This window comes from Kitasatospora sp. NPDC088783 (assembly GCF_044750705.1).
GTDB lineage: Bacteria > Actinomycetota > Actinomycetes > Streptomycetales > Streptomycetaceae > Kitasatospora > Kitasatospora fiedleri.
In genome coordinates, this window is record NZ_JBIVKJ010000006.1 from 168450 (window position 1) to 194850 (window position 26401).

Sequence of the window (26401 nt, forward strand, 5' to 3'; positions counted from 1 at the left end):
CCGTTCGACCTTGGGGTAGAGAGGGTCGGGACACGGCCCCGAGAACGAGGAGAGCGGCGATGGCGAAGTACATGCTGATCATGCGGGCGACGGACGAGACGCTCGCGAAGATGATGGAGACGCCCTTCGAGGAGATGCTCGAAACGGTGGGGCGCTTCAACGAGGAGCTGATCCGGGCGGGCGTGCTGGTCGCCGCCGAGGGCCTGGACGATGCGTCGCAGGGCGCGGTGGTCGACTTCGACGGCGAGGTGCCGGTGGTCACGGACGGGCCGTACGGGGAGACGAAGGAGCTGTTCGGCGGGTTCTACCTGATCGACGTCGCCTCGAAGGAGGAGGCCGTGGAGTGGGCGAAGCGGCTGCCGGCGATGCCGGGGTCGAAGTGCGAGGTGCGGCGGGTGCCGGGCATCGAGGAGTTCCCGCAGGACAACGAGTGGATCGTCAAGGAGCGGGCGTGGCGCGAGCGGACCGGTCAGCTCTGATGCCGCTCACCGACGACGGCCCGCCGGTCACCGAGGCGGCGCGGCGGGCCGTCGCGGCGGTCTGGCGGATCGAGTCCGCCCGGGTGGTCGGCGCGCTGGCGCGCTGGACCGGGGACTTCGCGCTGGCCGAGGACGTCGCGCAGGAGGCGCTGGCGGAGGCGCTGGTCCGCTGGTCGCGCGACGGCGCGCCCGCCGAACCGGTGGGCTGGCTGCTGACCACCGCCCGGCGGCGGGCGGTGGACGCCTTCCGCCGCCGCTCGGCGCTGGACGAGCGGTACGCGCTGCTGGCGGGCCCGCTCGGCGAGGGCGAGGCGCACGCGGGCGCGGCGCCCGGCGGCGGGCGGCCGGACGACCTGCCGTGGGACCCGGACCGGATCGACGACGACGTGCTGGCGCTGGTGTTCACCGCCTGCCACCCGGTGCTCTCGCCCGAGGCCCGGGTGGCGCTGACGCTGCGCGTGGTGAGCGGCCTGTCCAGCGAGGAGATCGCCCGGGCGTTCCTGGTGCCGGTGCCCACCGTGCAGGCCCGGATCACCCGGGCGAAGAAGACGATCGCCGCGGCCCGCGTCCCGTTCGAGCTGCCGCCCGCCGAGGAGCGGCGGGCCCGGCTGGGCGCGGTGCTGAGCGTGCTGTACGTGGTGTTCACGGAGGGGTCGACCGCGACGGCGGGCGCGGACCTGCTCCGCCCGGACCTCGCATACGAGGCGCTCCGGCTGGCCCGGACGCTGGCCGCCCTGCTGCCGGACGAGGGCGAACCGTACGGCCTGCTGGCGCTGTTCGAGCTGACGGCGGCGCGCTTCCCGGCCCGCACCGGGCCGGACGGGGAGGCGGTGCTGCTGGAGGACCAGGACCGCGGGCGCTGGGACCGCTCCGCGATCCGGCGCGGGGTGGCGGCGCTCGGCCGGGCCGCGTCGACCGGGCGCGGCCTGGGGCCGTACGGGTTGCAGGCGTCGATCGCCGCCTGCCACGCGGTGGCGCCCTCGGTGGCGGAGACCGACTGGGAGCGGATCGTGCTGCTCTACGAGGCACTCGGCCGGATCGCCCCGTCGCCGGTGGTCGAGCTGAACCGGGCGGTCGCGGTCGCGATGGCGAGCGGCCCGGCCGAGGCGCTGGCCCTCGTCGACGACCTGCTCGCCACCGGCCGGCTGCCCGGCTCCCACCTGCTGCCGAGCGTGCGCGGCGAACTGCTCTCCCGCCTGGGCCGCACCGCCGAGGCCCGCGCCGAACTCGAACTCGCCGCCCGGCGCTGCGGCAACGCCCGCGAACGGGCCGTCCTGCTGCGCAAGGCGGCGGCGCTGGGCTGACGGCGGGCCCGGTGCCCGAGACCTGACGGGTCGTCAGTGGCCCAGTGGGACGGTCCAGTTGAGGACGGTTCCACCGGCGGGCGGGGCGGTGACGGCGAGGGAGCCGCCGAGGGTGCGGGCGCGCTCCTCCAGGTTGCGCAGGCCGCTGCGGCGGCCCTGGGCGGGGATGCCGACGCCGTCGTCCTGGACGGTCAGCGCGACCTGGCCGCCGGCCGCCTGGAGAGTGACCTCGACCCGGCCGGCCCGGGAGTGCCGGGCGGCGTTGCTGAGCGCCTCGCCGAGGACGGCGACCAGGTGGTCGGCGACGGCGGGCGGCACGTCGGTGTCGAGCAGGCCCTCCATGCTCAGCCGGGGCGCGAAGCCGAGGACGGCCTGCGCCTCCTCGACCACGTGCACGGCCCGGGCCCGCAGGCCCTGCCCGGCGCCGGCCTCGCGCACCCGCAGCCCGAAGATCGTCGAACGGATGATCTTGATGGTCTCGTCCAGGTCGCCGACCGCCCGCAGGACCCGGTCGGCCGCGCCGGGGTGGTCGATGAACCGGGACGCGCTCTGCAGCGTCATGCCGGTGGCGAACAGCCGCTGGATGGCCAGGTCGTGCAGGTCGCGGGCGATCCGGTCGCGGTCCTCCAGGACGGCCAACTGCTCGGCGTCGCGGCGCCGTTCGGCAAGTTCCAGGGCGAGCGCGGCCTGGTCGGCGAAGCCCAGCAGCGGGTCGGTCTCGCGCTCGGTGAACTCCGGCTCGCCACTGCCGCGCACCAGCAGCAGCACCCCCTCGGTGTGGCCCTCGGCCCGCCCCAGCGGCACCGCGACGGCCGGGCCCATGCCCTCGAAGCGCGGCACGCAGCCGGGGTAGCGCGGGTCCTGCGCCAGGTCGGGCGAGGTGACCGGGAAGCCGGTCGCGCAGGCCGCGCCGGAGATCGTGCCGTCCAGCGCCACCGCCACCCCGACCCGCCCGTTGACGTCCCCGCCGAGGGCCAGTTCGACCCGCAGGCCGCTGTCGTCGGGCAGCGCGGTCAACACCTCGGCCAGTTTCGCGCCGGAGATGTCGCAGGCCCGCTGGGCGATCAGCTCCACCACCTGGGTGCGCGAACTCCCGGACAGCAGACGGCGGTTGATCTCGGCGGTAGCGGTCAGCCAGCGCTGCCGGCGCTGCGCCTCCTCGTACAGGCGGGCGTTGTCGATGGCCACGCCCGCGGCGACCGCGAGGGTGGCGATCACCGACTCGTCGTCGTCGTCGAACCCGGCCGCGCCACGCTTGTCAGTCAGGTAGATGTTGCCGAACACCTCGTCGCGCACCCGCACCGGCAGGCCCAGGAAGGTCCGCATCTCGGGGTGGTGGGCGGGGCAGCCGGTGGACGCCGGGTGCTCCGTGAGGTTCTCCAGCCGCAGCGGCTGCGGGTGCCGGATCAGCTCGCCGAGCAGGCCCTTGCCGGTCGGGTAGGGGCCGATCCGGGCGATCTCCTCCTCGTCCAGGCCGACGGTCAGGAACTGCGAGAGGGTGTCGCCGTCGGGGCCGATGATGCCGAGCGCCGCGTACTTGGCGTCGGCGAGGACGGCCGCCGCCTCCACGATCCGGCGCAGCACCTGGGTGAGTTCCAGCTCCCGGCCGACCGACAGGACGGCCTCCAGCAGGCTGTGCACCCGGTCCCGGGTGCCCCGGGCCACGTCGATCCGGGCCTGCAGCTCGGCCAGCAGCTCGTCCAGCCTCAGCTGCGGCATCCGCGACCGCGGTCCCTCCTCGCGCACCGCGTTCCTCCCTCGTCCGTGGCTCCGCCGCGCACCGATTCTCGCAGACGCCCGGGGGCGGGTGGACCGACGGGGTGCGGATGCGGTAGGCGCTCCGCGCGCCGGGAACCGGCAGGTCACGACGGGAACGGGCGGGCCGGGCAACGGTTTCGGCGGGACGGGCGGCGGTCTCGGCGGTGGGGGCGGCTCAGCGTCCGGCGGGGCGGGCGGCTCAGCGTCCGGCGGTGCGCAGCACGAGCGCGGCGAGCGCCTCGGGGGCGCCGGCCTGGTGGCGGACGCCGGGGAAGGCGTTGACGTCGACGGCGACCGGGCCGTCCGGGCCCGGCAGCAGGTCGACGCCGTACACCTGGAGCCCGAACGCCTCCCCGGCGGCCAGGGCGACGGCGCGCTCGCCCGGGTCGGGCGTCCAGGGGCGGCGCTCCGGCCCGCCGGGCTCCAGCTCGGAGCGGCGCAGCTCGGCGAAGACCTGCCCGCCGACCACCCACAGCTTGCGGTCCCAGCCGTCGCCGGACACCGGCCGCTGGAGCAGCACCGGCTCCCCCGGCCACCGCTCGGCGAGCGCGCGCCACTGCGCAGGGGTGTCGGCCCGGGCCACCAGGTCCTCCTTGCGGCTGTGCCGGCTCTTCACCACCACCGGTCCGGGCCAGGCGAGTTCGGCGAGGACGCCGCCGCCGAGGGTGGCGGCGAACGGCAGTCCGGCGGCCCGGGCGGTGCGCTCCATCCAGGCGCGGTCCTGGCAACGGGCGGTGACGGCAGCCGAGTTGAGCACGGGCGTGCCCGCCCGCTCGTACCGCTCGGCCCGCCGCAGCGCGTGCGGATCGCGCGCCTTGAGCAGCACCACGTCCGCCGGTTCGTCCTGACCGACCGCCACGCGCCCTTCTCGCCGGAGCAGTTGAAGGGCCCCGGCGAGCAGCGGGTGGTCTGGTTCGCGGGCGATCAGGGCGATCCGCAGCGGTCGGGGCGTCGGGGCCGGCCGGGACGGTCGGGGCGGCCGGGGCGGCGTCACCGGGCGGCCCGGGCCTCGGGGACCCCGGCGTCGGTGAGCAGCGGGCCCGCGCCGGGGGTGGGCCAGGAGGAGCCGGTGCGGGCCAGCCGGACCACGGCGTCGGCCACCCGCTCGACGGCGTCCGGGACTTGGCGGAAGCTCGGGAAGTCGTTGATGTCGACGACCACCGGGCCGTCCGGGCCGATCAGCACGTCCAGCCCGTACAGGTCGAGGCCGAACACCTCGCCGACCTGCGCGGCGAGCGCGGCGACCTCGCGCGGCAGCGGGACGGGCCGCTCCACGGCGGGGCGGTTCGGGTGCAGCGGCGAGGTGCGCCGGGTGGCGAACAGCTCGCCGCCCGCGCAGTACACCTTCAGGTCGCAGCCGTCGTTGCGGACGTACGGCTGGGCGATCAGCAGTCCGCCGTCCGCGGGCGCGGCCAACTCGGCCAGCTGCTCGGGCCGTTCGACCAGGTGGACGGCGCGCCCCGAGGACCCGTCGGCGGGCTTGACGACCAGCGGGTAGCGGCGGGCGTCGATCGCGGCGAACGCGGCCGGGTCGGCGGCGGCCCAGGTCCGCGGCATCGGCAGGCCGTGCAGCGCGGCGACCACAGCGGCCTGCGCCTTGTCGCGGACCGGACGGATCGCCCGGGCGTCGTTGACGGTGGTCAGACCGGCCGCGGCGGCGGACTCCAGCAGCCCCAGACCCGGGCCGCCGGAGACGGTCTTGAGCACCCACGCGTCGTGCTCGCCCGCGCGCACCAGCTCGGCGAGGTCGAGCAGGTCGGCGCCCGGACGCAGCACGTCCACCCGGTGGCCGGTGGCCCGCAGGTGCTCGACCACGGCCAGCGGCATCCCGTCGTTGCGGTAGTGCTCCTCGACCAGGAAGCAGAACCTCATGCGCCCCACCCCATTCCCACTGTTCCCACTGTTCCCCTCCGCCCCCGTCGGACTCCCCCGGGGCGAATCGCGTCCGCCCACCCTGCCATGGATCATCCGCCGCATTTCACCCAGGGTGTCCGGGAACGGATACAGCCGCGTCACAGCCGCCCCGACGAGGGCTGGAACCGACTTCCCTGGGCATGACGTTCACATGACGCCCCCTTGGCAGACCCTTTGAGGAGGACCGTGTGTCCCCGCAGCTGCGCCCGCACGCCCGGCACGACCTGACCGGCCGTCCCGCCCCGGCCCGACTGGCCTACCCGGCGGACGACGTCCTGGTGGTCTCCGGGCTGCCCGGCAGCGGCAAGAGCACCCTGATGCGGCGCTGCGCCCGCGCCCGGGTGATCGACTCCCAGCACACCCGGGCCCGGTTCGCCCGCGCCCTGCCCGGCGTCCCGTACGCGCTCTACCGGCCGCTGGTCCGGCTCGCCCACTACCTGCGGCTGCGCGCGGCGATACGGGCCGGCGGCCCGCTGGTCGTCCACGACTGCGGCACCCTGCCCTGGGTGCGCCGCGCCCTGGCCCGCACCGCCGCCCGGCAGGGCCGCCGCCTGCACCTGCTGCTGCTCGACGCCAGCCCCGCGCAGGCCGCCGACGGACAGCGCCGCCGCGGCCGCCGGGTCTCCCGCTACGCCTTCGCCCGCCACCGCCGCGCCGCCGCCGCACTGCGCACCCTGGTCACCGCCGACGGCCCGCTGCCCCCCGGCGTGGCCTCCGCCGTCCTGCTGCCCCGCGCGTCCGCCGCCCACCTCACCACCATCGAGTTCACCCCGGCCCCGGCCCCGCAACACCCCCTCCCGGCACCCCGCACCGCCCCGGCCGCGCCCATGGCCGTCCCGGCCAACGGCTGAAGGCACCTGACGGCCCGCCAACAGGTCGAGGCCACCGGCCGACCATCCCTCGCCGCCGGACAGACCACCAACCACCCCGGCGAGCCACGCCCAACCCCTGGCTGAGGCCACCAATCGACCCAGCTCCGCCACCTGACGGCCCGCCGAGCACCCACGGCCCGGCCCGGCCTGCCGACGGGCTGAGACCACCGGCCAACCCGCACGCGCGACCTGACAGACCACCGACCGTTCCCCGCCACCACCGCCCCGACCACCGGCAGGCCCGGTTCCGCCACCTGACGGCTTGCACCGGTCGAATCGTTCACGCACCCGCACCACCCGGCGGCCCGCCGAGCACCCACGGCCCGGCCGGGTCCCGCCTGCCGACGGGCAGAAGCCACCGGCCAACCCGCACGCGCGACCTGACAGACCACCAACCGTTCCCCGCCACCACCGGCCCGACCACCGGCTGAGACCACCAGCAGACCTGCCCGCGCCGCCGAACGGACCGCCGAACGGCCACGGCCCGGCACGGCCCGCCGACAGGCTGAGGCCACCGGCCTGAGCGATCTGAGCGACCTGACAGACCGCCGACCACCCCCGGCCCGACCACCAGCAGGCCCGGTTCCGCCACCCGACGGCTTGCACCTGCCGAGTCGTTCACCCGCCCGCGCCACCCGGCGGCCCGCCGGGCACCCACGGTCGGCCCCGCCCCGGCCGAATCGCTGCCCCGCCCCCACCGGCTGAGGCCGGCGGCCGGTCGGCCCGCGCCGTCTGACGGACCGCCGACCGGCCGCGCCTCTCGCGTCGCGGGTTGCGGCGAACGGCTGAGCCGCTCCGCGCGTCGCCCGTCGGCACCGTGACCTGGGGTCGGCCGTGGCTAGTCTCCGGCCATGGTCACCCCCGAACGCACCCCGGAGCGCGCCGCCGCGCCCGCGCCCGGGTCCGCGCACAGTGCGCCGGCGGCTTCGCAGCCGCAGGCCCCGCGGCCTCCGCAGGCCCCCCGGTCCCCGTCGCACGGCCCGCTGGCCCGGCGGGTCGCCGATCGGCTGTCCGTGCAGTTCCGCGTCCCGGTCGAGCCGCAGTACGAACCGGTCGGGCAGCGCTGGACGCTGCGCTGGTACGACGGGCCGACGGTGGACGCCGTCCGGTGCGCGTTGGAGCGGCTGTTCCCGGACGGGGCGGCCGGTGCCTTCGCGGTACGCCGGGACCTGACCACCCGGGCGCTGGCGCTGGCCGCGATCCGGGAGACCCGGGCCGGGGCGATGCACCGCTCGGTGGGCAGTTGGGGCCAGCGCTACCACCTGGAGCAGTTGCTGGCCGGGCAGGAGCACCCCGACCGGCCGACCGACCCGCGCGAAGCGGCCATGCTGGAGCGGCTGTTGGCGGCGGCGACCATCGAGTCGGCGCGCGGCCCGGCGGCCCCGGACCTGTCCCGGGCGTTCGACCTGGTGGCCCGGGACGGGGTGGCCTGGCTGCTGCCCGAGCACCGGCTCGCCGGGCCCGCCGACCGGGACGCGCTCGCCCTCGCCCCGCTGGAGTACCTGACCTCCCGCTACGCCACCGGCGTGCACCGCACCGCGTGGGAGACCGCGCTGGCCGTCCTGCCGCTGCGCACCGCCGTCGCCGCCGCCCACCGCGACCCGCACCCCGACCCGGACGCCGCCCGCGCGGCCCTCGCCCTGCTGCCCGCGCTGCGCGCCCAGGTGTCCGCGGAACTCGACCTGATCGGCGAACGCCTCGCCGCCTCAACCACCCAACCAGCCGCCGAACCGGCCACCGCAACGGACGCCGACCCGGGCGCGGAATCGGACCCCGCCGTCACCGGAGCCGTCACCGCCGCCACCGCCTGAGCCCCCGCCCGGCAGCGTATCGATCCACATTCTGCCTGTTCACGGCCGTTTCCGGTAGGACCGAGCGCACGTCCGTCCTCCCTTGTCCGACCCGCCCCGCGGGCCGCAGACTCGTCCGCATTCCCCCCTTTGGACGAGATCGATGGGAGCCGTGTGTCCTCACACGTGGATCAGGAACTGGCGTTGCGGGCGCGGGTGCTGCTGGCGGGCAGCGAGCCGCCCACCCCGTGGCAGGCGTACCGGGCGCACCGCCTGCTGGCCGGGGACAACCCGGCGGTGCACCTGCCGAGGCTGGCGCTGGCGGCGATCGAACTGACCGTCCACCACCCTGTGTTGCTCCGGCCGGACCTGCAACGGGAGCTGCTGGCCGAGGCGTTGGCCGTCGCGTCGGCCATCGCGCCGGACGACCCGTACCGGCCCGAGGCGCTGCGGCGGATCCGGAAGGCGTACGTCGAGCGGGCCGAGCAGCTCGGCCTCCCGCTGCCGGAGGAGTGGGCCTGACGGTGCGTCAGAGTTCCGCGTCGCGGGCCAGCAGGGCGGCCTGCACCCGGTTCTCGCAGTCGAGTTTGGCCAGGATGCGGCTGACGTAGGTCTTCACCGTCGCCTCGCTCATGTGCAGGCGGGCGCCGGTGTCGGCGTTCGACAGCCCCTCGCCGAGCAGCTCGACCACGGCGCGTTCGCGGGCGGTGAGCACGGCCAGTCGGCGTCTGGCCTGTTCGCCGCGCGCGGCCGCCGGGCCGTCGGCGAGGCTGTCCACGATGTGCCGGGTGGCGGCCGGGGAGAGGAAGGCGTGGCCGGTGGCGGCGGCCCGGACCGCCTGGATCAGCTCGCCCGGCGCGGTGTCCTTGAGCAGGAAGCCGGCGCCGCCGGAGGTGATCGCCCGCAGGACGTTCTCCCGTTCGCCGAAGGTGGTGAGCACGATGGCCCGGGTGCCGGGCGCGGCGCGGGGCAGTTCGGCGAGCGCGCTCAGCCCGTCCAGGACCGGCATCCGGATGTCCAGCAGCAGGACGTCCGCGGCGAGTTCGCGGGCCAGCCGCAGCGCCTGCGCCCCGTCGGGGGCCTCGCCGACCACCTCGACGTCCGGGGCGGAGGTGAGGATCATCCGGATGCCGGCCCGGATCAGCGGCTCGTCGTCGGCCACCAGGACACGGATCACGACCCGTCCTCCCCTCCTGCGCCTGCGCCCGTTCTCGGCTCACACCTTGCCATGGAAGTGCTGCTTCTCCACCAGCAGGCCGTCCTCGAAGCAGAACCGGACCACGTCCTGGTCGCCGTCCAGTCCGCTCTCCCGGTCCCCGGCGAACCAGCGGCAGTGCGCGCCCGCCGGCACCGGCGGGCCGATCTTCCGGAAGTCGTGGGTGAGGAACTCGCTGCCGACCGGCAGCCGTTCGTTGACGGACTGCTCGCTCTGGCCGACCTCGATGCTGTCGTACAGCCGGGCCGGGACGGTGGCGTCCCGCATCGAGCTGACGAACATGACCGCGCCGAGCACGGCGACCGCGGCCACCACCCCGAGCACCGCGAGCGCGCCGAGCGCGCAGCCCACCGCGGGGCTCCGGCGGCGCTTCTCCGGTTCGGCCGACTCGACGGCCAGCAGGGCGAGTTCCTCGTCCTCGGGTTCGGCGGCGCGGGCCCCCTCCGCGGTGTAGGGCAGCATCCCGGCCAGCCGGAAGCCGCCGTCCGGCAGCGGCCCGCTGTGCACCATCCCGCCCAGCAGCCGGGCCCGTTCGCGCAGCCCGGTCAGGCCCTGCCCGCCGGAGACCGCCGCGGCGCCGTCCCCGCCGGGGCCGTTGACCACCTCCACCACCAGGGCGTCCGGCTCGTAGCGGACGGTCAGCTCGATCGCCGCGCCCGGGGCGTGCTTGTGCGCGTTGGTCAGGCCCTCCTGGGCGATCCGGTACGCGGCGTGGCCGGTGGGCGCGGGCAGCGGGCGGGGCGGGCCCAGGTGGCGCAGCTCGATCCGGGCGCCGGCCGCGCCGGAGGTCTCGACCAGGCGGTCGACGGCGTCGACGCCGCCGGGGGCGGTCGCGGTGTCCTCGCGCAGCAGGCCGACCACCTCGCGCAGTTCGCGCATCGCGCCGGTCGCGGCCTGCCGCAGCACGGCGACGGCCTCGCGCTGCTGCTCGCCGAGGGTGCGGTCGACCTCCAGGGCGCCGGTGTGCACGGCGATCAGGGCGAGCTGGTGGCCGAGGCTGTCGTGCATGTCCTGGGCGATCCGGTGGCGTTCGCGCAGCCGGGCCTGCCGGGCGATCATCACGCGTTCGCGCAGCAGTTGCGCGTTGTGCTCGCGCAGGCTGGCGAGCAGGGCGACGCGCTGGGCCCGGTAGCGGCCGATGACGGCGGGCAGCACGCCGATCAGCAGGTACCCGGCGACGCACAGGCCGAGCAGGACGGGCAGCGGGAAGTGGTCGCGCCGGTTCTGCAGGACGCCGACGCCGACGGTGCCCAGGAAGCCCAGCGCCAGCACCGCCGGGGCCCGCCACGGGCGGCCGATCCGGCGGCCGGCCGAGTACCCGGCGGCGACCAGCAGCGGCAGGAACCCGGTCGGCCCGCCGACCCCGGCCGCCGACGCCACCAGCACCGTTCCGGGCAGCCCGCGCCGCAGCGCGAACAGCACCGCGCACGCCCCCACCACCAGCCCGGACGGCCACCCGCCGCTGTCGCCCGCCTGCAACAGCGCCGCGAGCCCGCACACCAGCAGCCCGCCGAGCACCTCCCGGCCCGCCGCCGCCCATCCCCAGGGCCCGGGGAACGCCCGCCCGATCCACGTCCGCATCCTCACCCGCCCGACCCTAGCCACCCCGCCCCGGCCCCCGATGCCCCCGAAAGTCGCCCGCCCGCCCCGACCATCGTCGCTCCGGGCCCTCTGCGGGCGGCCGGGGCGCGGGGGCCGGGGGCGCGGGGCCGGGGGCGCGGGGGCCGGGGCCGGTCAGCCGTCCGTGCTCGGGGGGTGGACGGTGAGGTGGCCGTAGGGCGAGAGGGTGGCGGGGAGGTCGCCGGGGGCGTGTCGGAGGGTGGCGTCCAGGAAGGCGAGGGTGGTCGCGGCGACGAGGTGGGGGGCGGCGGTGCGGCCCAGGGTGCCGACGATCGAGGGGACCGGCGGCAGGTAGAGGGGGGCGTCGGTGAAGCTGAGGTGGGCGGTGTCGGGGACGGTGAGGCGGTAGCTCGTCGCGGTGTCGGCGGCGAGGGCCTCGGTGAGGCGGGGCAGGTAGCGCGGGTCGGTGCTCGGGGTGAGGTCCTGGGTGAGGGCCAGTACCGGCTGGTGCAGGGCGGGGGTCGCGGGGCCGTGCGGGAAGCCGTCCAGGTCGATGACGGCGTCGATCCGGGGGTCCCGCCGGGCCGCCTGGAGGGCGGCGGCGCCGCCCATGGAGTGGCCGGTCGCGGCGACCCGGCCGGTGTCCAGGCGGCCGGCCAGCGGGTCGGTGCCGCCGGCCCGGTCCAGGTCCTCCAGCCGGGTGAGGACGAAGCCGAGGTCGGCGGCCCGGACGGCCGTCCAGTCGGCCGCGAGCCGCTCGTCGGTGTCCCGGTCGCCGCTGGAGGCGGTCGCGGCGCGGACCGTCCGGCCGTCGTCGAGGACCACCGCCGCGGAGTCATACGGGTGGTCGACGGCGGCCACCAGGTAGCCGTGGCCGGCCAGTTCCTCGGCCCAGGCGGTGTTCTGGGTGCGCGCCCCGCCCGAGCCGGGGGAGAACAGCACCACCGGGAACCGCTCGTCCCCGCCGGCCACCGGGGCGTCGGCGACGGCCCGGGTCCGGGCGTGCGCGGCGCCGTCGAACAGGAAGCCGGGCAGCCCGACGCCGTCGGCGAGCGCGTCGGCCACGGTGCGCGCCTCCTGCGGCGTGCGCCCGAGGTACGGGGCCCGCGGTGTGCCCGCGGGGCTGGGCTGCGCGGGGTACCAGAGCTGGACGACGACCGTGCGCCGGTCGTCCGGGTCGGCGGTGAAGGTCTCCGGGCGGTCCTGGTCGGTCCACTGCACCACCCGGGTGCCGACCGCGAAGGGGCCCGACGGTTCGGGGAACACCGGCACCGGGAACGCCCAGGCGGCCACCGGCCCCGCCGCGATCAGCCCGAGGCAGGCCGCCGACCCCGGCAGCGCCAGCCACCACGGGGCCCTCCGGGCCGACCGGGCGGGGCGACGGCGCAGCCGCCGCAGCGGCGGGGCCAGGACGGACGACAGCGCGAACGGCAGCGCGACGGCGCCGCCCGCCAGCACCGGCAGCAGTTGCCAGCGGACGCCCAGCCCGCCCAGCACGGCGGCGGACAGCGCGAACACCGCCCCCGCCGCGACGGCGGCCCGGGGGCGGGCGGCCGGGGGAAGCCAGCGGGCCGCCACCAGCGCGACGGCGCTCAGGACGGCCAGGAACTCCGGGAGGGACAGCGAAAGCCCCGTGATGGTCTCGGTCACGCCGCCATCCTCGGCGCGGGCCGCCCCCCGCCACATCGCCCCCGGGTCGCCTCCGCACTGCCCCCGCGGTCGCAGCCGAACACCCCTGGCGGGCGGCCGTTCTGCGACCCCGGGAGGTACCGGGACTCCTCCTGCGGTCGTACCCCGGCCCGCCGCCCTCCGACGCCGGGTGCATGTGCGCCGCCGCCCCCGCGGCCTACCGTGGCAGCACCGCGCGACGCGACGCGGCGCACCCAGGCACCAGAGCACCAGAGCACCAGAGGACGGGAACGCGTGTGATGACCGAGGCCGCCGCAGGGCCCGGCAGGGCCCACCCCGGACCCCGCCGGGAGACCGCACGGCGGGCGGGGACGGCCCTGCGCCGCCGGATCGAGCAGCTCCAACTCCCCTCCCCCGTAAGGGAGTCGCTGCCGACGGCACTGCTCCTTTCCCTGCTGCTGCTCCACGTCGCCGCCACCCACGCGCCGCGCGAACTCCCGGTGGCCGCCGCCCTCACCACCGCGCTCGTGCTGCCGCTGCGGTGGCGGCGCCGGGCCCCGCGCGCGGTGTTCGCCGCGGTGGCCGCCGCGGCCGGCGTCCAGTGGCTGGTCGGCATCCAACTGCCGGCGGACGCCGCCCTGTTGGTGGCCCTGTACGCGGTGGCCGCGCACGCCGGACGGCCCGACCGGGCGCGACCCGACACGGCGCGACCCGATACGGCGGGGCCCGACACGGCGGTACGGCTCGACACGGCGGCGCGGCGCGACACGCTGCTCGCCTGCGCCGTCCTGACCGGCGGGGCCCTGCTGGCCTGCCTGCGCTGGACGACCGGAGGGGCGTTCCAGGCCCCCTTCCTCGCCCTGACCGCGACGGTGGTCGCCACCGCCACCCTGGGCACCAACGCGCGGACCGGCCGCGCCTACCTCGCGGTCCTGGCGGAACGGGCCGCGCGCCTGGAGCAGCAGCAGGACCAGCAGGCCCGGCTGGCCGTCGCCGAGGAGCGGACCCGGATCGCCCGGGAGGTGCACGACATCGTCACCCACAACCTGTCCGTCATGGTCGCGCTCACCGACGCCGCCGTCCACGCCCGGCACCACTCGCCCGACAAGGCCACCGCCGCGATGCTCCGGGCCGCCGAGACCGGTCGGCAGGCCCTGGCCGACATGCGGCGCTCGCTCGGCCTGCTGCGCACCGACGAACCGGACGCGCAGCGCCACCCGCTGCCCGGCATCGCCGAGCTGGCGGACCTGGCCGACCGGATGCGCGCCGCCGGGCTGCCGACCCGCGTCGACGTCCGGGGCGAGCCCGCCCGGCTGCCCGCCACCGTCCAACTGACCGTCCACCGCCTGGTGCAGGAAGCCTTGACCAACACCTTCAAGCACGCCCCCGCCGGCACCCGCGCCGAGGTCCGGATCCGCTGCACGGCCACCGCCGTCACCGTGGACGTCACCGACGACAACCCGGGCCCGCCCCCGTCCTCGGGACACGGCGCCCCCGGCCACGAGACCCCCGGCCACGGCATCGCGGGCATGCGCGAACGCGTGGCCGCCCACGGCGGGACGCTGCGGGCCGGACCGCTCCCGGGCGGCGGCTGGGCGGTCCGCGCCCGCCTCCGGCTCGACGGCGTCCCGGCGGCGTCCGCATGACGATCCGGGTCCTGATCGCCGACGACGAAGCCCTGCTCCGGCTGGCCTTCGGCACCATCCTGGACGCCCAGCCCGACCTGACCCCGGTCGGCGAGGCGGCGGACGGCGCCGAGGCCGTGCGCCTCGCCCGGGAACTGCGCCCCGACGTCGTCCTGATGGACGTCCGGATGCCCGGCACCGACGGGATCGAGGCGACCCGGCAGATCACCCGGCTCCGTCCGCGCAGCAAGGTGCTGATCCTCACCACCTTCGACCTGGACGCGTACGCCTTCGCCGGGCTCGGCGCCGGCGCCTCGGGCTTCCTGCTCAAGAACACCAGGCCCGAGGAACTGCTCACCGCGATCCGCAACGTCGCTGCGGGCGACGCCGTCCTCTCCCCCCGGATCACCCGCCGCCTGCTGGAGGACTTCCGCCCGTACCTCCCCGACGGCGCGGGCACCGACCGCGACGAACGGCTCGCCCGCCTCAGCGCCCGCGAACGCGAGGTGCTCGTCCAGGTGGGCCGCGGCCTGTCCAACGCCGAGATCGCCGCCGCCCTGCACCTCGCGGAAGCCACCGTGAAGTCCCACCTGGGCCGCGTCCTGCACAAACTCGACCTCCGCGACCGCGTCCAGGCCGTGGTCTTCGCCTACGACTGCCACCTCGTCCGCCCGACCTGACCAACCCCGGCCACCGCCCGCCAGGAGGACGTCCGGCCCGCCAGGACGCCCCGGTCAGGGCGCCCCCGCCAGCCGCGCGATCAGCACCGCGATGTCGTCCGCCCCGGCCCGTCCCTCCACTCCCCCTCTCCGCCCCTCCCTTCCCCCGGCCACCCCCGCCCTCCAGGACGCCCCGGTCAGGGCGCCCCCGCCAGCCGCGCGATCAGCACCGCGATGTCGTCCGCCCGGTGGCCGTCGTGGCGGGCCTGGCCGAGGAGGAGGTCGGCGAGTGGTTCGAGGGCGGAGGTGGGGGCGTGGGCGAGGGTGGTGCGGAGGCGGTCGATGCCCTCGGCGAGGGGGGCGGCGGCGGATTCGACCAGGCCGTCGGTGTAGAGGACGAGGGTGGCCCCCGGCGGCAGCCGGATCTCGGTGGCGGGGAAGTCGAGGCCGTCGTCGATGCCCAGCAGCGGTCCGCCGTCCAGGTCGAGGACGGTGGTGCGGCCGTCGGGTGCGCGCAGCAGCGGCGGGGGGTGACCGGCCCGGACGGCGTGCAGGGTGCGGGTGGCGGGGTCCAGGCGCAGCAGGCAGCAGGAGGCGAGCAGTCCGGCGTCGAGGTCGACGAGCAGGTGGTTGGTGCGGCGGGCGACCGTCTCGACGGGGTCGTCCCCGCTGGCGAACGCCCTCACCGCGCTGCGGAGTTGGCCCATGAGCGCGGCGGCCTTGACGCTGTGCCCCTCGACGTCGCCGATGATCAGGACGACGCCGCCGTCGGGGGTGGGCAGGACGTCGTACCAGTCGCCGCCGATCTCCATGCCGCGGGTGCCGGGCAGGTAGCGGGCGGTGATGTCGAGGCCGGGGACGGCGGGCAGCCGGTGCGGCAGCAGGGCCTGTTGGAGGCCGCGGGCGACGGCGGACTCGGCGTCGTAGAGGCGGGCGCGTTCGAGGGCCTGGGCGATCAGGCCGCCGAGGGCGGTGAGGACGGAGCGGTCCTCGGAGGTGAACACCCGGGGGCGGTCGAAGCCGAGGATGAGGCTGCCGACGGGGTGGCCGGAGGCGATCAGCGGGAGGAAGGCCCAGGCGGCCATCTCGTCGCGCGGGATGCCGGGGTAGGCGGCGGAGAGTTCGTTCCCGGACTCGAAGAAGATCGGCGCGCCGGTGGTGAACACCTCGGTGCCGGGCAGCCGGGCCCGGATCGGGGTGCCCTCGAACGGGTCGAGGAAGCCGGCGGGGTAGCCGGTCTCGGCGACCAGGTGCATCCGTCCGCCGCGGGCCAGGTAGAGGGCGAGTTCCTGGCCGCCGAAGCCGGGCAGGATCTGCTCGGCGACGGCGTCGGCGACCTCGCGGACGGTGACCGCCTCGGTGAGCGCGGAGGCGAGTTGCAGCAGGTGGTAGACGCCGCCGAGGGAGGCCGGGACGGCGGGCGGGGCCTCGGGGAGCGGGGTGTCCTCGGTGGGGGCGGCGGGCACGATCCGGCCGGTGAGGCCGTGCGCGTCGGGGTAGAGCGAGAAGGCCAGCCAGTGGCCGGGCGGGCGGCGGGCGAGGAACGCGGTGGGCTGCTGGGCGAGCATCGCGGAGCGGTAGCGGTCCTCGTAGGCGGGGTCGGCGAGCCAGGACAGCGCGTCCCAGGGGCGCCGGCCGAGCAGTTCGGCGCGGGGGGCGTGCAGCAGCAGTTCGGCGCTGTGGTTGACGTAGCCGATCCGGCCGTCCGGGTCGAGGGCGAAGACGCCGTCGCGCAGGCGTTCCACGGCGGCGGCGGTGGCCGCGGCGGCGCTCGCGTCGACCACGGCGACGACCAGCCGGGCGGAGCCGGTGACGGGGTGCCCGGACAGGTCGAGCTGCCGGGTGCCGCCGCCGGGGTCGCGCAGCCGGACCCGGTGGGTGAACGGCTGGCCCTGCCGGGCGGCCCGCCGGGCGGCTTCGCGCAGCGGGGCGACGTCCTCGGGGACGATCCGGTCCAGCAGGGCGGCGGCGCGGCCGTCGTACGGGCCGGTGCCGAGGATCTCGCGCAGCCGTTCGTCGGCGGTGAGCCGGCCCTCCGCCAGGTCCCAGTCGAGGAAGCCGAGCCGGATGCCGTCGCCGCCGGGCGCCGGCAGCGGCACCACGACGGGCGGGCGCTCCCCGCGGACCCGGTCGCCGTACGGCAGCAGGCCGGTGGCCAGGCGGTTCCCGGCGGTGCGCAGCTGGCGGCGGGTGGCGGCGGGCGGGCGGGCGCCGCCGGCGGGCCAGAAGACGGCGATCACGCCGAAGGTCCGGTCGCCGACGGTGACGGGCGTGGTGGCGGAGGCGTACGCGTACGGGAGCCCGACGGCGAGGCGGGGGTAGCGGCGCATGGTGTCGTCGGCGTCGGCGAGCACGACGGTGCGGCCGGCCCGGTAGGAGTCGGCGACCGGCAGGGGCGCGGCGACGGCGATCCGCCGGAACGGTTCGATCAGGCTGAGCGGGATGCCGACGACGGCGGCGACGGCCAGCGAGCGGCGGTCGGCGGAGTGCAGGTAGAGCACGCCCCCGTACGCGGCGGTGGCCCGGACGGCGCGCAGCAGGCCGTCGGCGAGCAGCGCCTCCGCGGCCGCGCCCCAGCGCGGGCGGGCGGCGCCGGGCGGGGGGCCGGTGCGCGTCGCCGGTTCGGGGTCGGTCCGTGGGGGCGGGCCGGACGGGTCCGCCGGGACACCCGGGCGCATGTCTCACTCTGTACGCCGCCGTCGGGGTCGAGTCAAACGGGGGACGGTGTCGCTCCGTCCGGGTGACGCTCCACGGCGTGTCGGTACGACAGGTACGGCAAGGGGATCATCTGCCGGTATGGCGATCCCCTCCACCGTGCCCTCCAGCGCTCCCGGCACCCCCGGCACCCCCGGTGCCCACGGCACCCGCACCCGCGCCCGCCGCTCCGGGCCGGGACGCCGCCACCGCCGGGGCCTGGCCGCCCTCACCGCGCTCGCCACCCTCACCGTCGGCTGCTCCGCCCTGCACGCCCAGGACCCCGCCCGCACCTCCGCCCCGGCCGCCCCGCCCGCCACCGGCGCAGCCGCCGTACAGGCCGTCCCGGCGGCCCAGGCCCAGGCCCAGGCCCAGGCGGGCCAAGCGGCGCAGGCCCAGGCAGCGCAAGCCGCCCAGGCAGCGCAGGCCGTTCTCGCCGCCCAGGCCGCGCTCGCCGCGATGCCCGCCGCCCGCCCGCAGGCCGCCGCCGGGCAGGAGCTGAACGCCCGGGTGTCCGCCGCCGAGCAGCAGGCGGGCATGCAGCAGGCCCTCGCCGCCGCCCGCCGCTGGGGCCTCGCCGCGCTCCCGCTGCGCGCCCCCGCCCCGCCCGCCGTCAAGCCCGAGCTGGCCGACGGGCCGGGCGTCAAGCGCGCCCCGGGCCTGCCGCCGGTGGTCTACCGCGTCCCGACCACCGACAAGGTGGTGTTCCTGACCGTCGACGACGGCGCCGAGAAGGACCCGCAGTTCGCCGCGATGGCCGCCGAGCTGGGCGTCCCGATGTCCGCGTTCCTCTCCGACTACCTGGCCCGCTCCGACTACGGCTACTTCCGCGCCCTCCAGGCCCACGGCGTCACGCTCAACAACCACACCCTCACCCACCCCGACCTGCGCCGCCTGGACGCCGACGCCCTCCGGCGCGAGATCTGCGACCAGCAGGACTACCTCCAGCAGGTGTCCGGCACCCGCCCCCGCCTGTTCCGGCCCCCCTACGGCGAGTACACCGAGGCCGCCCTGCGCACCGCCGCCTCCTGCGGCGTCACCGCCTTCCCGCTGTGGAACGAGGAAGCCTTCCCCGACCACCTGGAGTGGCGCTACGCCGACCAGAAGTTCCACCCCGGCGACATCGTCCTCACCCACTTCCGCGCCCCCTCCACCGACTGGAAGGGCACCATGCCCGACATGCTGCGCCGGGTCGTCGACGCCGCCACCGCCCAGGGCTTCGCCATCGCCCGCCTGGAGGACTACCTCTGAGACCCCGGCCCCGCACGGACCGCTACGATGCCGACCATTCGTCATCGGACCTGTTCCGGACCGGGGGGCCGCCATGAGGACCGAACTGCGCCTGGTGCGCGTCGTCGCTTTCCTGCGCGTCACGGGGGCGCAGCTGCTCCTGCTGTCGGTGATGGGCTCCATGCCGGCCCTCCTGTGGCGCCCGAGCCGGTACGCACCGACGACTCTCGCGGTGCTGTACCCCGCGATGTTCGCCGTCGGCCTGCTGGGCACCGCGGGGTACGGGATCGCCTTCTCCGCCAGGCGCCTGGCGAAGGAGCCGGACGACCTCCCCGCCCGGTTCGAACCGCTGCCGGAGGAGCAGGAGTCGAAGCTGATCTCGCTCCGGGCGACGTCCCTGCTGCTCCCGTTCGTGCTGGTCTTCGGCACGATCGGCGCGGCGCAGCGGTTCCCCTCCTGCCTGTTGGCGGTGGGCGGGGCCGCCGGGCTGCTCGTGGTCTCCCGGTGGACGGCGGCACGGGAGCGCGAGCGCGGCGGCCGGCTCGTCTACCTGCTCGTCCCCGGCGCGGACCACACCGGTACCCGGCTGTGGATCGACCGCACCCCGCGTCCTGACCGCCCCGCGTCCTGACCGCGCCGCGTCCTGACCGCGCCCCGGTGAGGCCCCCGTCCCGCCGTCAGGCCCGCGTCCTCGCCTCCGCCGTTTCCGCGTCCGCCACGTGTGCCGTGTCCGCCACGTGCGCCGTGTCCGTCGCGGTGGTCGGGTCCGTCCGGTCGCCGGGTGCGGGGGCGACCGCGACCCGGGGGAGGGCGTGCGGGTGGTGTTCGCGGAGGAAGCCGATCAGGTGTTCGCGCAGTTCGCAGCGGAGCTCGAAGGCGTCGCCCGCGTTGGCGGCGGTGGCCAGGGCGCGCACCACCAGGGTGGTGGGGGTGGTGTCGACGACCTGGAGGGCGCTGCCCTCGCCGTCCCAGTGCGGGTTCTTGGCCAGGTAGGTCTCGAACTCGGCGCGCAGCAGGTCGACGGGGGTGCTGTGGTCGAGGTGCAGCAGCGCGGTGCCGGTGATCCGGTCGGAGCGGCGCGACCAGTTCTCGAACGGGCGGCCGGCGAAGTACGACATCGGCATCACGATCCGCCGCTGGTCCCAGGTGGCGATCACCACCGCGGTCAGGGTGATCTCCTCGACGGTGCCCCACTCGCCGCCGACCACCACCACGTCGCCGATCCGGGCCAGGTCGCCGAAGGCCATCTGGATGCCCGCGAACAGGTTGGACAGCGCGCTCTGCGCGGCGATGCCCGCGACCACGCCGACCAGCCCGGCCGAGGCCAGCAGACTGGTGCCGACCACCCGGACCGCCGGGAAGGTCATCAGCATCCCGGCCAGCGCCAGCAGCGCGATCGCCGCCTGGAGGATCCGGCTGAGCAGCCCCACCTGGGTGCGGGCCCGCCCGGCCCAGGCGGCGTCCCGGCGCCGCACCGCGAGCCGCACCGCCCCGTCCAGCACCAGCGCGGCGGCCCGCGCGGCCAGCCAGGCGCACGAGCCGATGGTGGCGAGCACCAGCAGGTGCCCGATCCCGCCGGGCGCCCGCACCCACGGCATCGCGGCCAGCAGCAGCCCGCAGCCGGTCACGGCGAGGATCGGGCGGCGGCAGCCGCGCAGCACCCGGGGCACGTTCCCCGCCCGCACCGAGAGCCGACGCGTCGTCACCTCCACGACCCGGTCGACCCCGTACAGCACCAGGGCCACCGCCGCACCGACCACCACCAGCCGCACCGCGCTCCACCACCACACCTGCCCTGCCTCCTCACCACTCGGCTCCGGGTCCTCCGCCCGCCTTTCCGTCCCCCGTGCGTTCACACCCCCGGGCGGGGCATACGCACGAGTGCCGTCCGTCACTGTGAGGAGTCCGAGCCGTGAACCCGTTCGAACGCGCCCTGCGCGCCGTCGACCGCACCCAGCAGCGCCGCCGACCACTGGCCGTCGTGGTCGGGGTGGTCAAGAAGTACGGCGACGACCGGGGCGGGCTGCTGGCCGCGCTGATCACCTACTACGGCTTCGTCTCACTGATCCCGCTGCTGCTCCTGCTCTCCACCGTGCTCGGCTTCGTCCTGCACGGGCACCCGGACGCGCAGCAGGCCGTGGTCGACTCGGCGCTCGCCGACTTCCCGATCATCGGCGACCAACTGCGGGAGAACGTGCACTCGGTGCAGGGCAGCGGGCTGGCGCTGGTGATCGGTGCGGCGGGCCTGCTCTACGGCGCGCTCGGCATCGCGCAGGTGCTGCAGCACGCGATGGCCGAGGTGTGGAACGTCCCCAACTTCCAGCGCCCCGGCTACTGGTCCCGGCTCTGGCGCAGCCTGGCGCTGTTCGCCACGCTCGGCACCGGCCTGCTGCTGAGCACGGCCGCGGCGGCCCTGGTCGGCGCCGCGCTGGGCGGACCGGCCGCCCGGATCGGCGGGCTGCTGCTCGCGGCGGTCCTCAACACCCTGCTGTTCCTGGCCTGCCTGTGGATCCTCACCCCGAAGGAGGTCCCGGTCCGCTCGCTGTGGCCGGGCAGCTTCCTCGCCGGCCCGCTCTTCACCCTGCTCCAGGCGTTCGGCGCCGCCCTGGTGACCCACCAACTGCGGCACGCCACCGCCGTCTACGGCTTCTTCGCCACCGTGATCGGCCTGCTCTCCTGGCTGTACCTGGCCGCCCAGGTCACCGTGTACGCCGCCGAGACCAACACCGTCCTGGCCCGCCGCCTGTGGCCCCGCTCCCTGCTCCAGCCGCCGATGACCGGCCCGGACGAGCAGGTGCTGGGGGACATCGCCCGCCAGGAGGAGCGCCGCCCCGAGCAGCGCGTCGACGTCGACTTCACGGACGAACCCCGGGAGGACGGACCCCGCGAGGACGGGCCCCGGGAGGGCGCGCCCGCGAAGGACTCCCTCTCGAAGGACGCCCCCACGGAGGAGGCACCGGCGAAGGACGCTCCGGCGAAGGACGAGTCCGCCAAGAACGCCCCGACGCAGGGTCGTCGGGGCGGTTCGACCGCCGCCTGAGCACCGGCTGTCCATGATGCGGATGCCCCGGTGGACGCGGGCCCCGGCGTGGTCGACTGGGCGTCACACCCGCTGCCCGGCCCAAGGAGCCCCGCCATGCTGTCCGCGCTGCCCTCGCTCGACGGGCTGGAGTTCGCCCCGGTGTCCCGTCCCGAGCAGGGCGAGGTCGACCCCGGCACCCGGTTCGCGTACCACGAGGACGAGGGCCTGGTGTGGGCCGACTACCAGGGCGGCGAGGTGGTGCACGGGCACCTGGTCGGCACCCGCACCGGGGACACCGTCGACTTCCGGTACGTGCAGCTCAACCGGGCCGGGGAGACCAACTCCGGCCACTGCACCAGCGTCCTGACCCGGCTCGCCGACGGCCGGCTGCGGCTGGACGAGACCTGGCGGTGGGAGTCCCGCCCCGGCTCGGGCACCAGCGCGGTCGAGGAGGTCCTCCCCTACTGACGGCCCCGCTCCCCCGGCCGTCCCCGGCTGTCGGTGGCCACCGGTAGCGTCCGGGCCATGACTGATCGTGAGACCTTCGCCCCGCTGGTGTTCATCGAGTACGACCACAAGCCCGGCTCGTACGGCCTGCTGCTGACCGACGACCGGATGGTCGAGGTGGACGAGGTGTTCGAGGCGGCGGGGCAGCAGAACGGCGGCTACGGCTGGGAGGCGGTGGCCCGCTCCGCCGTCCGCTCGCGGGCGCCGCAGCTGGAGGGCCGGTTCCGGTACGACCCGGAGGCCGGCATGTTCGTCGCCTACGGGGAGGACGCGGCGGCGCTGCGCGAGCTCGGCGCGCTGCTCTCGGGGGCCTTCCACGACCGGCCGGGCCTGCGCGAGTTGATCGACGCCGCCGAGCCCGACTGGTTCGACTGACGGCCCCTGGCCGTCCCGCACGCGGGAACGCCGACGGCCGCCCCTCCCGACATGAGGGGCGGCCGTCGGCGTCGTGCGCGGGGTCCGGTCCTACCGGAGTCCGATCGGGGGTCCGATCAGACGGTCAGGACCTGGCCCGGGTAGATGACATCGGCGGAGGAGCCGATGGTCTGGGCGTTGGCGCTGAACAGCGCGTCCACGGTGGTGCCGTTGGCGGCCGCGATGGCGCCCAGGGTGTCACCGGACTTGACGGTGTAGGTGCTGCCACCGGTGGTGTTGCCGCCGCCGGTGTGGCCGCCCTTCTTCCAGGACTGGTGGCCCTGGTAGGAGGACTTGCCGCTGTCAGCGGTGGTGTTGGTGGAGGCCGAGTCGGAGTCGGTGGTGGCCGACTTCGCGGACTTGGTGCCGGTGGTGCTGCTCGCGGAGTCGCTGGTGGCGCTCGACTTGCTGCTGCCGGTGCCGGTGCTGGTGGTGCTCGACTTGCTGGTGCTGCCGGTGCTGCTGCCGGACGAGGTGTCGACCTGCGCGGCGGCGCCGCCCTGGGTCAGACCGGCCTGCACGGAGCAGACGGGCCAGGCACCCGGGCCCTGCGAGGCCAGGACCTTCTCGGCGACCGCGATCTGCTGCGCCTTGGTGGCCTGGTCGGCCTGCGGGGCGTAGGCGGTGCCACCGAAGGCGGCCCAGGTGGAGGAGGTGAACTGCAGGCCACCGTAGAAGCCGTTGCCGGTGTTGATCGACCAGTTGCCGGTCGACTCGCACTGGGCGACCTTGTCCCAGGTGGACACGTCCGCGGCCGAGGCCGAGGTCGCCGTCACGAGGCCGGCCACCGGGAGGACGGCCACCGCACTGCCCGCGACGATGGCGGCCCGGACGCGGTTGCGCTTCCGGTTGCCCCGCTCGGCGGTGGTGGCGGTCTCGGTGGCGGCAGTCTCGTTACGGAAGATCATGCGATTCCTTTCGGATGCCCCGGGCAGGCAAGGCGGAACCAGGGGCCCGACGGGCCCTGCGGTCTCTCGCGCTTGTGGATCGGACGGTGCGGTCGAGGTCCGACCTGCTCTCCGTCGCGGTCACCCTGCCCGTCGGGCGGCTCGGTTGCCGCACCGGGGCGTTGGTTTCGGGTGATCCCGGGTAGTGCGCCCTGCACTGGTTACGAAGTTACGGGCGCCCGGGCCGAACTCCAAGCATTCGAAGGTTTACGCAGGTCAGGACCCCGTTACCGCCAGTACAGCGCCCTCCGCGGCCCGGCCCGGCCGCCATTTTCCGGGCCCGGGCGGGGCGGGACCGGCGGCGGCTGTGACCGGGCTCACCGGTTCGGACCGCCTCCGGCCGGGGAACCGCACACCCTCCGTGGCCTCCCGCTGACGGCGCGCCGACTGTCCAGCGATCCGCCTATGGGACGGGCCACAGCGGCCACCCACCGTCCACCCGGCCGTCACCCGCCGTGGCCGGACCCGGCTCCGAACTCCCCCGTCAGGACAGTGCGGTGAGCACCCGCGGCCCGCCCTCGGTGACCGCCACGGTGTGCTCGGAGTGCGCCCCGCGCGAGCCGTCCGCCGAACGCAGCGTCCAGCCGTCCGCGTCCACCCGCAGCTTCGCCGAACCGGTGCACCACCACGGCTCCAGCGCCAGCGTCAGCCCGGGCCGCAGCTCCAGCCCGCGCCCGGGCCGCCCGACGTTCGCCACGTGCGGGTCCTCGTGCATGGTGCGGCCCAGGCCGTGCCCGCCGAAGTCGGTGTTGATCCGGTAGCCCGCGCCCTGGCCGACCGCCGCGATCGCCGCCGAGATGTCCCCGATCCGGTTGCCCGGCACGGCGGCCGCGATCGCCGCGTCCAGCGCGGTACGGGTCGACTCCGCCAGCCGGACGTCCCGCTCGTCCGGGGTGCCCACGATGACGGTGACCGCCGCGTCGGCCACCCAGCCGTCGATCGACACCGCGAAGTCCAGGCTCAGCACGTCGCCGTCGCCCAGCACGTAGGGGTGCGGCTGACCGTGCAGCACCGCGTCGTTCACCGACAGGCAGATCACGTTGCGGAACGGCCCGCGCCCGAAGGACGGCGCGTAGTCCCAGTAGCAGGACTCGGCCCCCCGCCGGTCCACCAGCTTCCGGGCCCGCAACTCCAGGTCCATCACGTCCCGCCCCACCTCGGCCAGCCCCGCCAGCTCGGCCAGCGTCTCGGCGACGAACCGGCCGGTGACGGCCATCTTCTCGATCGCCTGCGGAGTCTTCAGCTCGATCACGGCACCGCTCCCTGCACGACGACCACCCGGCCGCCCGGTCGAAAGAACCGCCGGTATTCAAATACCGGCAGCGGACAGCGACACGCTAGCAGCCCCCGGTATTCAAATACCGCCCACCCCCGAGAACGCCCCACGAAGGCCACCTCGGCGGAGCACCGCAGCCCACGAGCCGGCGGAGGCCCCCGACCCGCCCCGGCCCGCCGACTGCCGGGCCGGCACCGGACACGTCGGGCACCTACTGCCTTGACCGAAGCGCCACACGAGCGCAGGGAACAGTCCTGGTCGCCACCGAGGGCGGTGATCGCGCAGGGACCGTCCCCGCGCCCGCGGGGATGGTCCCGCCCCGCCGCGCGGACGCCTGAGCCGCGAACTGCCCTCCCACACTTGGGAGTCCCGTCCAGCCGGCCGGAGCGGAGGACCGTCGGCGCAGCCTCCGGTGGCGGTAGTGGTGGAGCGGGTGGGCGCACGGGAGCGGGGCCCGCGCTGATGCGCGGGCCCCGCTCGGTGTCCGGTCGCTCCGGGGTGCTGTCCTGGCCGTCGGCTACCAGCGGTACCAGCGGCCGCGGCTGCCACCGGCGTTGGTGCCGCGGGCGACGAAGCCCACCACCCACACCACCAGCACGATGATGGCCACCCACCACAGGGCCTTGAGCGCGAACCCGGCGCCGAACAGGATCAGCGCCAGCAGCAGAACCAGAAGAAGGGGAACCATGATGACCTCCACGCAGTCGGTGTCGGACCGCCGTATGCCCCTGAGCTGGCCGAATATTCACATGAATCCGTGAGGGCCGCCGGGGCACGCGGTCGCGGGCCGGCCTGCCCGGGGCGGGGGCGGGGTTTCAGCGGGCGGTGGCGTCGAGGAGTGCCTCCACGGCGGCGCGGGCCCGGGTGGCCGGGGCGGGGTCTCCGTCGATCGCGGCGGTCACGATGGCGCCCTCGGCGAGGAGTTGGACGGGGGCCGGGTCGGTGAGGCCCGCTGCGCGGGCCCAGTCGGCGAGTTGGGCGTGGAAGGCCGCCTTGTGGGCGCGCACCTCGGCGAGGACGGCCGGGGAGGTCGGGCCGAGTTCGCCGAAGGCGTTGATCCAGGCGCAGCCCCGGTATCCGGGCTCGGCGAACCAGTGGCCCAGCCAGTCGAACGCGGCGAGCAGCCGGGCGCGGGGGGTGGAGGCCGCGGTGGTCTCGACGGCGGCGGTCAGGCCGGCCCGCCAGCGCAGGTCGCGGCGGCGCAGGACGGCCACCACCAGGTCGTCCTTCGCGGGGTGCAGGCGGTAGATCCGCTTGAGCGGCAGGCCCGAGGCGGCCCGCACCTCGTCCATGCCGACGGCGCGGATGCCCTTCTCGTAGAACAGGGCTTCGGCGGCGTCGAGCAGGGCCTCGCCGTCCTGGCGGGTCTGCTCCTCGGTGCGCGGGGCGGGCATCGGCGGCTCCGGTTCGGCGGTGCTTGAGGTCGCTTGAGGTTGCTTGACTGTGCTTGACATGGAGAACGGTCGTTCCCTAGCGTAGGCCCCGGCCGGATGGGGAACGGTCGT

The 26401-nt window shown here is 76.2% G+C and carries 24 protein-coding genes; 12 read left to right on the top strand and 12 right to left on the bottom strand.

Annotated elements, in window-relative coordinates:
• Positions 1–59: 59 nt before the first annotated feature.
• A complete protein-coding gene (locus tag ACIP60_RS18920) occupies positions 60–479 on the top strand; it encodes a YciI family protein (protein WP_400685733.1) in 420 nt (139 codons plus the stop codon).
• Positions 452–1783, top strand: coding sequence for an RNA polymerase sigma factor (locus tag ACIP60_RS18925; protein WP_400685735.1), 1332 nt, complete (start codon positions 452–454; stop codon positions 1781–1783). Before ACIP60_RS18920 ends, ACIP60_RS18925 begins: the two co-directional genes overlap by 28 nt.
• A 33-nt stretch (positions 1784–1816) precedes the next feature.
• On the opposite strand, the gene ACIP60_RS18930 is transcribed toward ACIP60_RS18925, so the two are convergent.
• The 3 genes from ACIP60_RS18930 to ACIP60_RS18940 all read right to left on the bottom strand — a co-directional run bounded on the left by ACIP60_RS18930 (position 1817) and on the right by ACIP60_RS18940 (position 5413).
• Positions 1817–3502 carry a GAF domain-containing protein gene (locus ACIP60_RS18930; RefSeq protein ID WP_400685737.1) on the bottom strand — a complete coding sequence of 562 codons (1686 nt, stop codon included), beginning with the start codon at positions 3500–3502 and terminating at the stop codon, positions 1817–1819.
• A 238-nt stretch (positions 3503–3740) separates the two neighbouring features.
• Entirely contained in the window at positions 3741–4400 is a 660-nt protein-coding gene (locus tag ACIP60_RS18935) for a RimK family alpha-L-glutamate ligase (protein WP_400685739.1), read from the bottom strand.
• A gap of 131 nt (positions 4401–4531) precedes the next feature.
• The gene (locus tag ACIP60_RS18940) at positions 4532–5413 is read right to left on the bottom strand and encodes a RimK family alpha-L-glutamate ligase (protein WP_100834979.1); all 882 of its coding nucleotides are present in this window, start codon (positions 5411–5413) and stop codon (positions 4532–4534) included.
• A gap of 230 nt (positions 5414–5643) precedes the next feature.
• Here ACIP60_RS18940 and ACIP60_RS18945 point away from each other — a divergent pair, with 230 nt between their 5' ends.
• The 3 genes from ACIP60_RS18945 (at position 5644) to ACIP60_RS18955 (ending at position 8639) form a co-directional block, all read left to right on the top strand.
• Positions 5644–6306 carry an AAA family ATPase gene (locus ACIP60_RS18945; RefSeq protein WP_400685741.1) on the top strand — a complete coding sequence of 221 codons (663 nt, stop codon included), beginning with the start codon at positions 5644–5646 and terminating at the stop codon, positions 6304–6306.
• A gap of 872 nt (positions 6307–7178) precedes the next feature.
• The gene (locus ACIP60_RS18950) at positions 7179–8138 is read left to right on the top strand and encodes a hypothetical protein (protein ID WP_400685743.1); all 960 of its coding nucleotides are present in this window, start codon (positions 7179–7181) and stop codon (positions 8136–8138) included.
• Positions 8139–8303: 165 nt separating this feature from the next.
• Complete coding sequence (locus ACIP60_RS18955; RefSeq protein WP_400685745.1) at positions 8304–8639, top strand: hypothetical protein; 336 nt, start codon at positions 8304–8306, stop codon at positions 8637–8639.
• A 7-nt stretch (positions 8640–8646) separates the two neighbouring features.
• Here the strand turns inward: ACIP60_RS18955 and ACIP60_RS18960 are convergent, their stop codons facing one another.
• The 3 genes from ACIP60_RS18960 to ACIP60_RS18970 all read right to left on the bottom strand — a co-directional run bounded on the left by ACIP60_RS18960 (position 8647) and on the right by ACIP60_RS18970 (position 12579).
• Positions 8647–9294, bottom strand: a complete 648-nt coding sequence (locus ACIP60_RS18960) for a response regulator transcription factor (protein ID WP_100838309.1) — start codon at positions 9292–9294, stop codon at positions 8647–8649.
• 39 nt (positions 9295–9333) lie between these two features.
• Complete coding sequence (locus tag ACIP60_RS18965) at positions 9334–10914, bottom strand: sensor histidine kinase (RefSeq protein ID WP_400686372.1); 1581 nt, start codon at positions 10912–10914, stop codon at positions 9334–9336.
• Between the two features lie 153 nt (positions 10915–11067).
• Entirely contained in the window at positions 11068–12579 is a 1512-nt protein-coding gene (locus ACIP60_RS18970; protein ID WP_400685748.1) for an alpha/beta hydrolase family protein, read from the bottom strand.
• 242 nt (positions 12580–12821) lie between these two features.
• On the opposite strand from ACIP60_RS18970, the gene ACIP60_RS18975 reads away from it, so the two are divergent.
• On the top strand, positions 12822–14168 hold the full coding sequence (locus tag ACIP60_RS18975) for a sensor histidine kinase (RefSeq protein WP_400685750.1): 1347 nt from the start codon (positions 12822–12824) through the stop codon (positions 14166–14168).
• Positions 14165–14827: a response regulator gene (locus ACIP60_RS18980; protein WP_400685753.1), complete on the top strand. Its 663-nt coding sequence runs from the start codon at positions 14165–14167 to the stop codon at positions 14825–14827. The genes ACIP60_RS18975 and ACIP60_RS18980 overlap by 4 nt, the downstream gene beginning before the upstream one ends.
• A 176-nt stretch (positions 14828–15003) precedes the next feature.
• On the opposite strand, the gene ACIP60_RS18985 is transcribed toward ACIP60_RS18980, so the two are convergent.
• Positions 15004–17484: a SpoIIE family protein phosphatase gene (locus ACIP60_RS18985; RefSeq protein WP_400685756.1), complete on the bottom strand. Its 2481-nt coding sequence runs from the start codon at positions 17482–17484 to the stop codon at positions 15004–15006.
• Between the two features lie 118 nt (positions 17485–17602).
• Between ACIP60_RS18985 and ACIP60_RS18990 the strand changes: the two genes are divergently transcribed.
• Positions 17603–18751 (top strand): polysaccharide deacetylase family protein, encoded by a 1149-nt coding sequence (locus ACIP60_RS18990; RefSeq protein WP_400685758.1) that lies wholly within the window; start codon positions 17603–17605, stop codon positions 18749–18751.
• Positions 18752–18824: 73 nt separating this feature from the next.
• On the top strand, positions 18825–19361 hold the full coding sequence (locus ACIP60_RS18995) for a hypothetical protein (protein ID WP_400685760.1): 537 nt from the start codon (positions 18825–18827) through the stop codon (positions 19359–19361).
• Between the two features lie 46 nt (positions 19362–19407).
• Here the strand turns inward: ACIP60_RS18995 and ACIP60_RS19000 are convergent, their stop codons facing one another.
• The gene (locus ACIP60_RS19000; RefSeq protein WP_400685762.1) at positions 19408–20520 is read right to left on the bottom strand and encodes a mechanosensitive ion channel family protein; all 1113 of its coding nucleotides are present in this window, start codon (positions 20518–20520) and stop codon (positions 19408–19410) included.
• Between the two features lie 122 nt (positions 20521–20642).
• Between ACIP60_RS19000 and ACIP60_RS19005 the strand changes: the two genes are divergently transcribed.
• The 3 genes from ACIP60_RS19005 to ACIP60_RS19015 all read left to right on the top strand — a co-directional run bounded on the left by ACIP60_RS19005 (position 20643) and on the right by ACIP60_RS19015 (position 22634).
• Complete coding sequence (locus tag ACIP60_RS19005; RefSeq protein ID WP_400685764.1) at positions 20643–21770, top strand: YhjD/YihY/BrkB family envelope integrity protein; 1128 nt, start codon at positions 20643–20645, stop codon at positions 21768–21770.
• Between the two features lie 96 nt (positions 21771–21866).
• Complete coding sequence (locus ACIP60_RS19010; RefSeq protein WP_100834991.1) at positions 21867–22220, top strand: hypothetical protein; 354 nt, start codon at positions 21867–21869, stop codon at positions 22218–22220.
• A 57-nt stretch (positions 22221–22277) separates the two neighbouring features.
• The gene (locus ACIP60_RS19015) at positions 22278–22634 is read left to right on the top strand and encodes an immunity 51 family protein (protein ID WP_400685767.1); all 357 of its coding nucleotides are present in this window, start codon (positions 22278–22280) and stop codon (positions 22632–22634) included.
• Positions 22635–22750: 116 nt separating this feature from the next.
• On the opposite strand, the gene ACIP60_RS19020 is transcribed toward ACIP60_RS19015, so the two are convergent.
• From ACIP60_RS19020 to ACIP60_RS19035, 4 genes are all read right to left on the bottom strand, one after another.
• Positions 22751–23581 carry a transglycosylase family protein gene (locus ACIP60_RS19020; protein ID WP_400685770.1) on the bottom strand — a complete coding sequence of 277 codons (831 nt, stop codon included), beginning with the start codon at positions 23579–23581 and terminating at the stop codon, positions 22751–22753.
• Positions 23582–24104: 523 nt separating this feature from the next.
• Positions 24105–24872 (bottom strand): type I methionyl aminopeptidase, encoded by a 768-nt coding sequence (map, locus tag ACIP60_RS19025; RefSeq protein WP_400685772.1) that lies wholly within the window; start codon positions 24870–24872, stop codon positions 24105–24107.
• Between the two features lie 541 nt (positions 24873–25413).
• On the bottom strand, positions 25414–25584 hold the full coding sequence (locus ACIP60_RS19030; RefSeq protein WP_100835002.1) for a hydrophobic protein: 171 nt from the start codon (positions 25582–25584) through the stop codon (positions 25414–25416).
• Positions 25585–25711: 127 nt separating this feature from the next.
• Positions 25712–26290 carry a TetR/AcrR family transcriptional regulator gene (locus ACIP60_RS19035; protein ID WP_400685776.1) on the bottom strand — a complete coding sequence of 193 codons (579 nt, stop codon included), beginning with the start codon at positions 26288–26290 and terminating at the stop codon, positions 25712–25714.
• Positions 26291–26401: the final 111 nt, after the last annotated feature.

Coding starts and splice junctions, on each gene's coding strand:
- ACIP60_RS18950 (WP_400685743.1), top strand. CDS start 7,179: ATGGTCACCCCCGAACGCACCCCGGAGCGCGCCGCCGCGCCCGCGCCC.
- ACIP60_RS18980 (WP_400685753.1), top strand. CDS start 14,165: ATGACGATCCGGGTCCTGATCGCCGACGACGAAGCCCTGCTCCGGCTG.
- ACIP60_RS18995 (WP_400685760.1), top strand. CDS start 18,825: ATGAGGACCGAACTGCGCCTGGTGCGCGTCGTCGCTTTCCTGCGCGTC.
- ACIP60_RS18990 (WP_400685758.1), top strand. CDS start 17,603: ATGGCGATCCCCTCCACCGTGCCCTCCAGCGCTCCCGGCACCCCCGGC.
- ACIP60_RS18940 (WP_100834979.1), bottom strand. CDS start 5,413: ATGAGGTTCTGCTTCCTGGTCGAGGAGCACTACCGCAACGACGGGATG.
- ACIP60_RS18970 (WP_400685748.1), bottom strand. CDS start 12,579: ATGTGGCGGGGGGCGGCCCGCGCCGAGGATGGCGGCGTGACCGAGACC.
- ACIP60_RS18930 (WP_400685737.1), bottom strand. CDS start 3,502: ATGCCGCAGCTGAGGCTGGACGAGCTGCTGGCCGAGCTGCAGGCCCGG.
- ACIP60_RS19020 (WP_400685770.1), bottom strand. CDS start 23,581: ATGATCTTCCGTAACGAGACTGCCGCCACCGAGACCGCCACCACCGCC.
- ACIP60_RS19030 (WP_100835002.1), bottom strand. CDS start 25,584: ATGGTTCCCCTTCTTCTGGTTCTGCTGCTGGCGCTGATCCTGTTCGGC.
- ACIP60_RS18975 (WP_400685750.1), top strand. CDS start 12,822: ATGACCGAGGCCGCCGCAGGGCCCGGCAGGGCCCACCCCGGACCCCGC.
- ACIP60_RS18985 (WP_400685756.1), bottom strand. CDS start 17,484: ATGCGCCCGGGTGTCCCGGCGGACCCGTCCGGCCCGCCCCCACGGACC.
- ACIP60_RS19035 (WP_400685776.1), bottom strand. CDS start 26,290: ATGCCCGCCCCGCGCACCGAGGAGCAGACCCGCCAGGACGGCGAGGCC.
- ACIP60_RS18965 (WP_400686372.1), bottom strand. CDS start 10,914: ATGCGGACGTGGATCGGGCGGGCGTTCCCCGGGCCCTGGGGATGGGCG.
- ACIP60_RS19015 (WP_400685767.1), top strand. CDS start 22,278: ATGACTGATCGTGAGACCTTCGCCCCGCTGGTGTTCATCGAGTACGAC.
- ACIP60_RS18920 (WP_400685733.1), top strand. CDS start 60: ATGGCGAAGTACATGCTGATCATGCGGGCGACGGACGAGACGCTCGCG.
- ACIP60_RS19010 (WP_100834991.1), top strand. CDS start 21,867: ATGCTGTCCGCGCTGCCCTCGCTCGACGGGCTGGAGTTCGCCCCGGTG.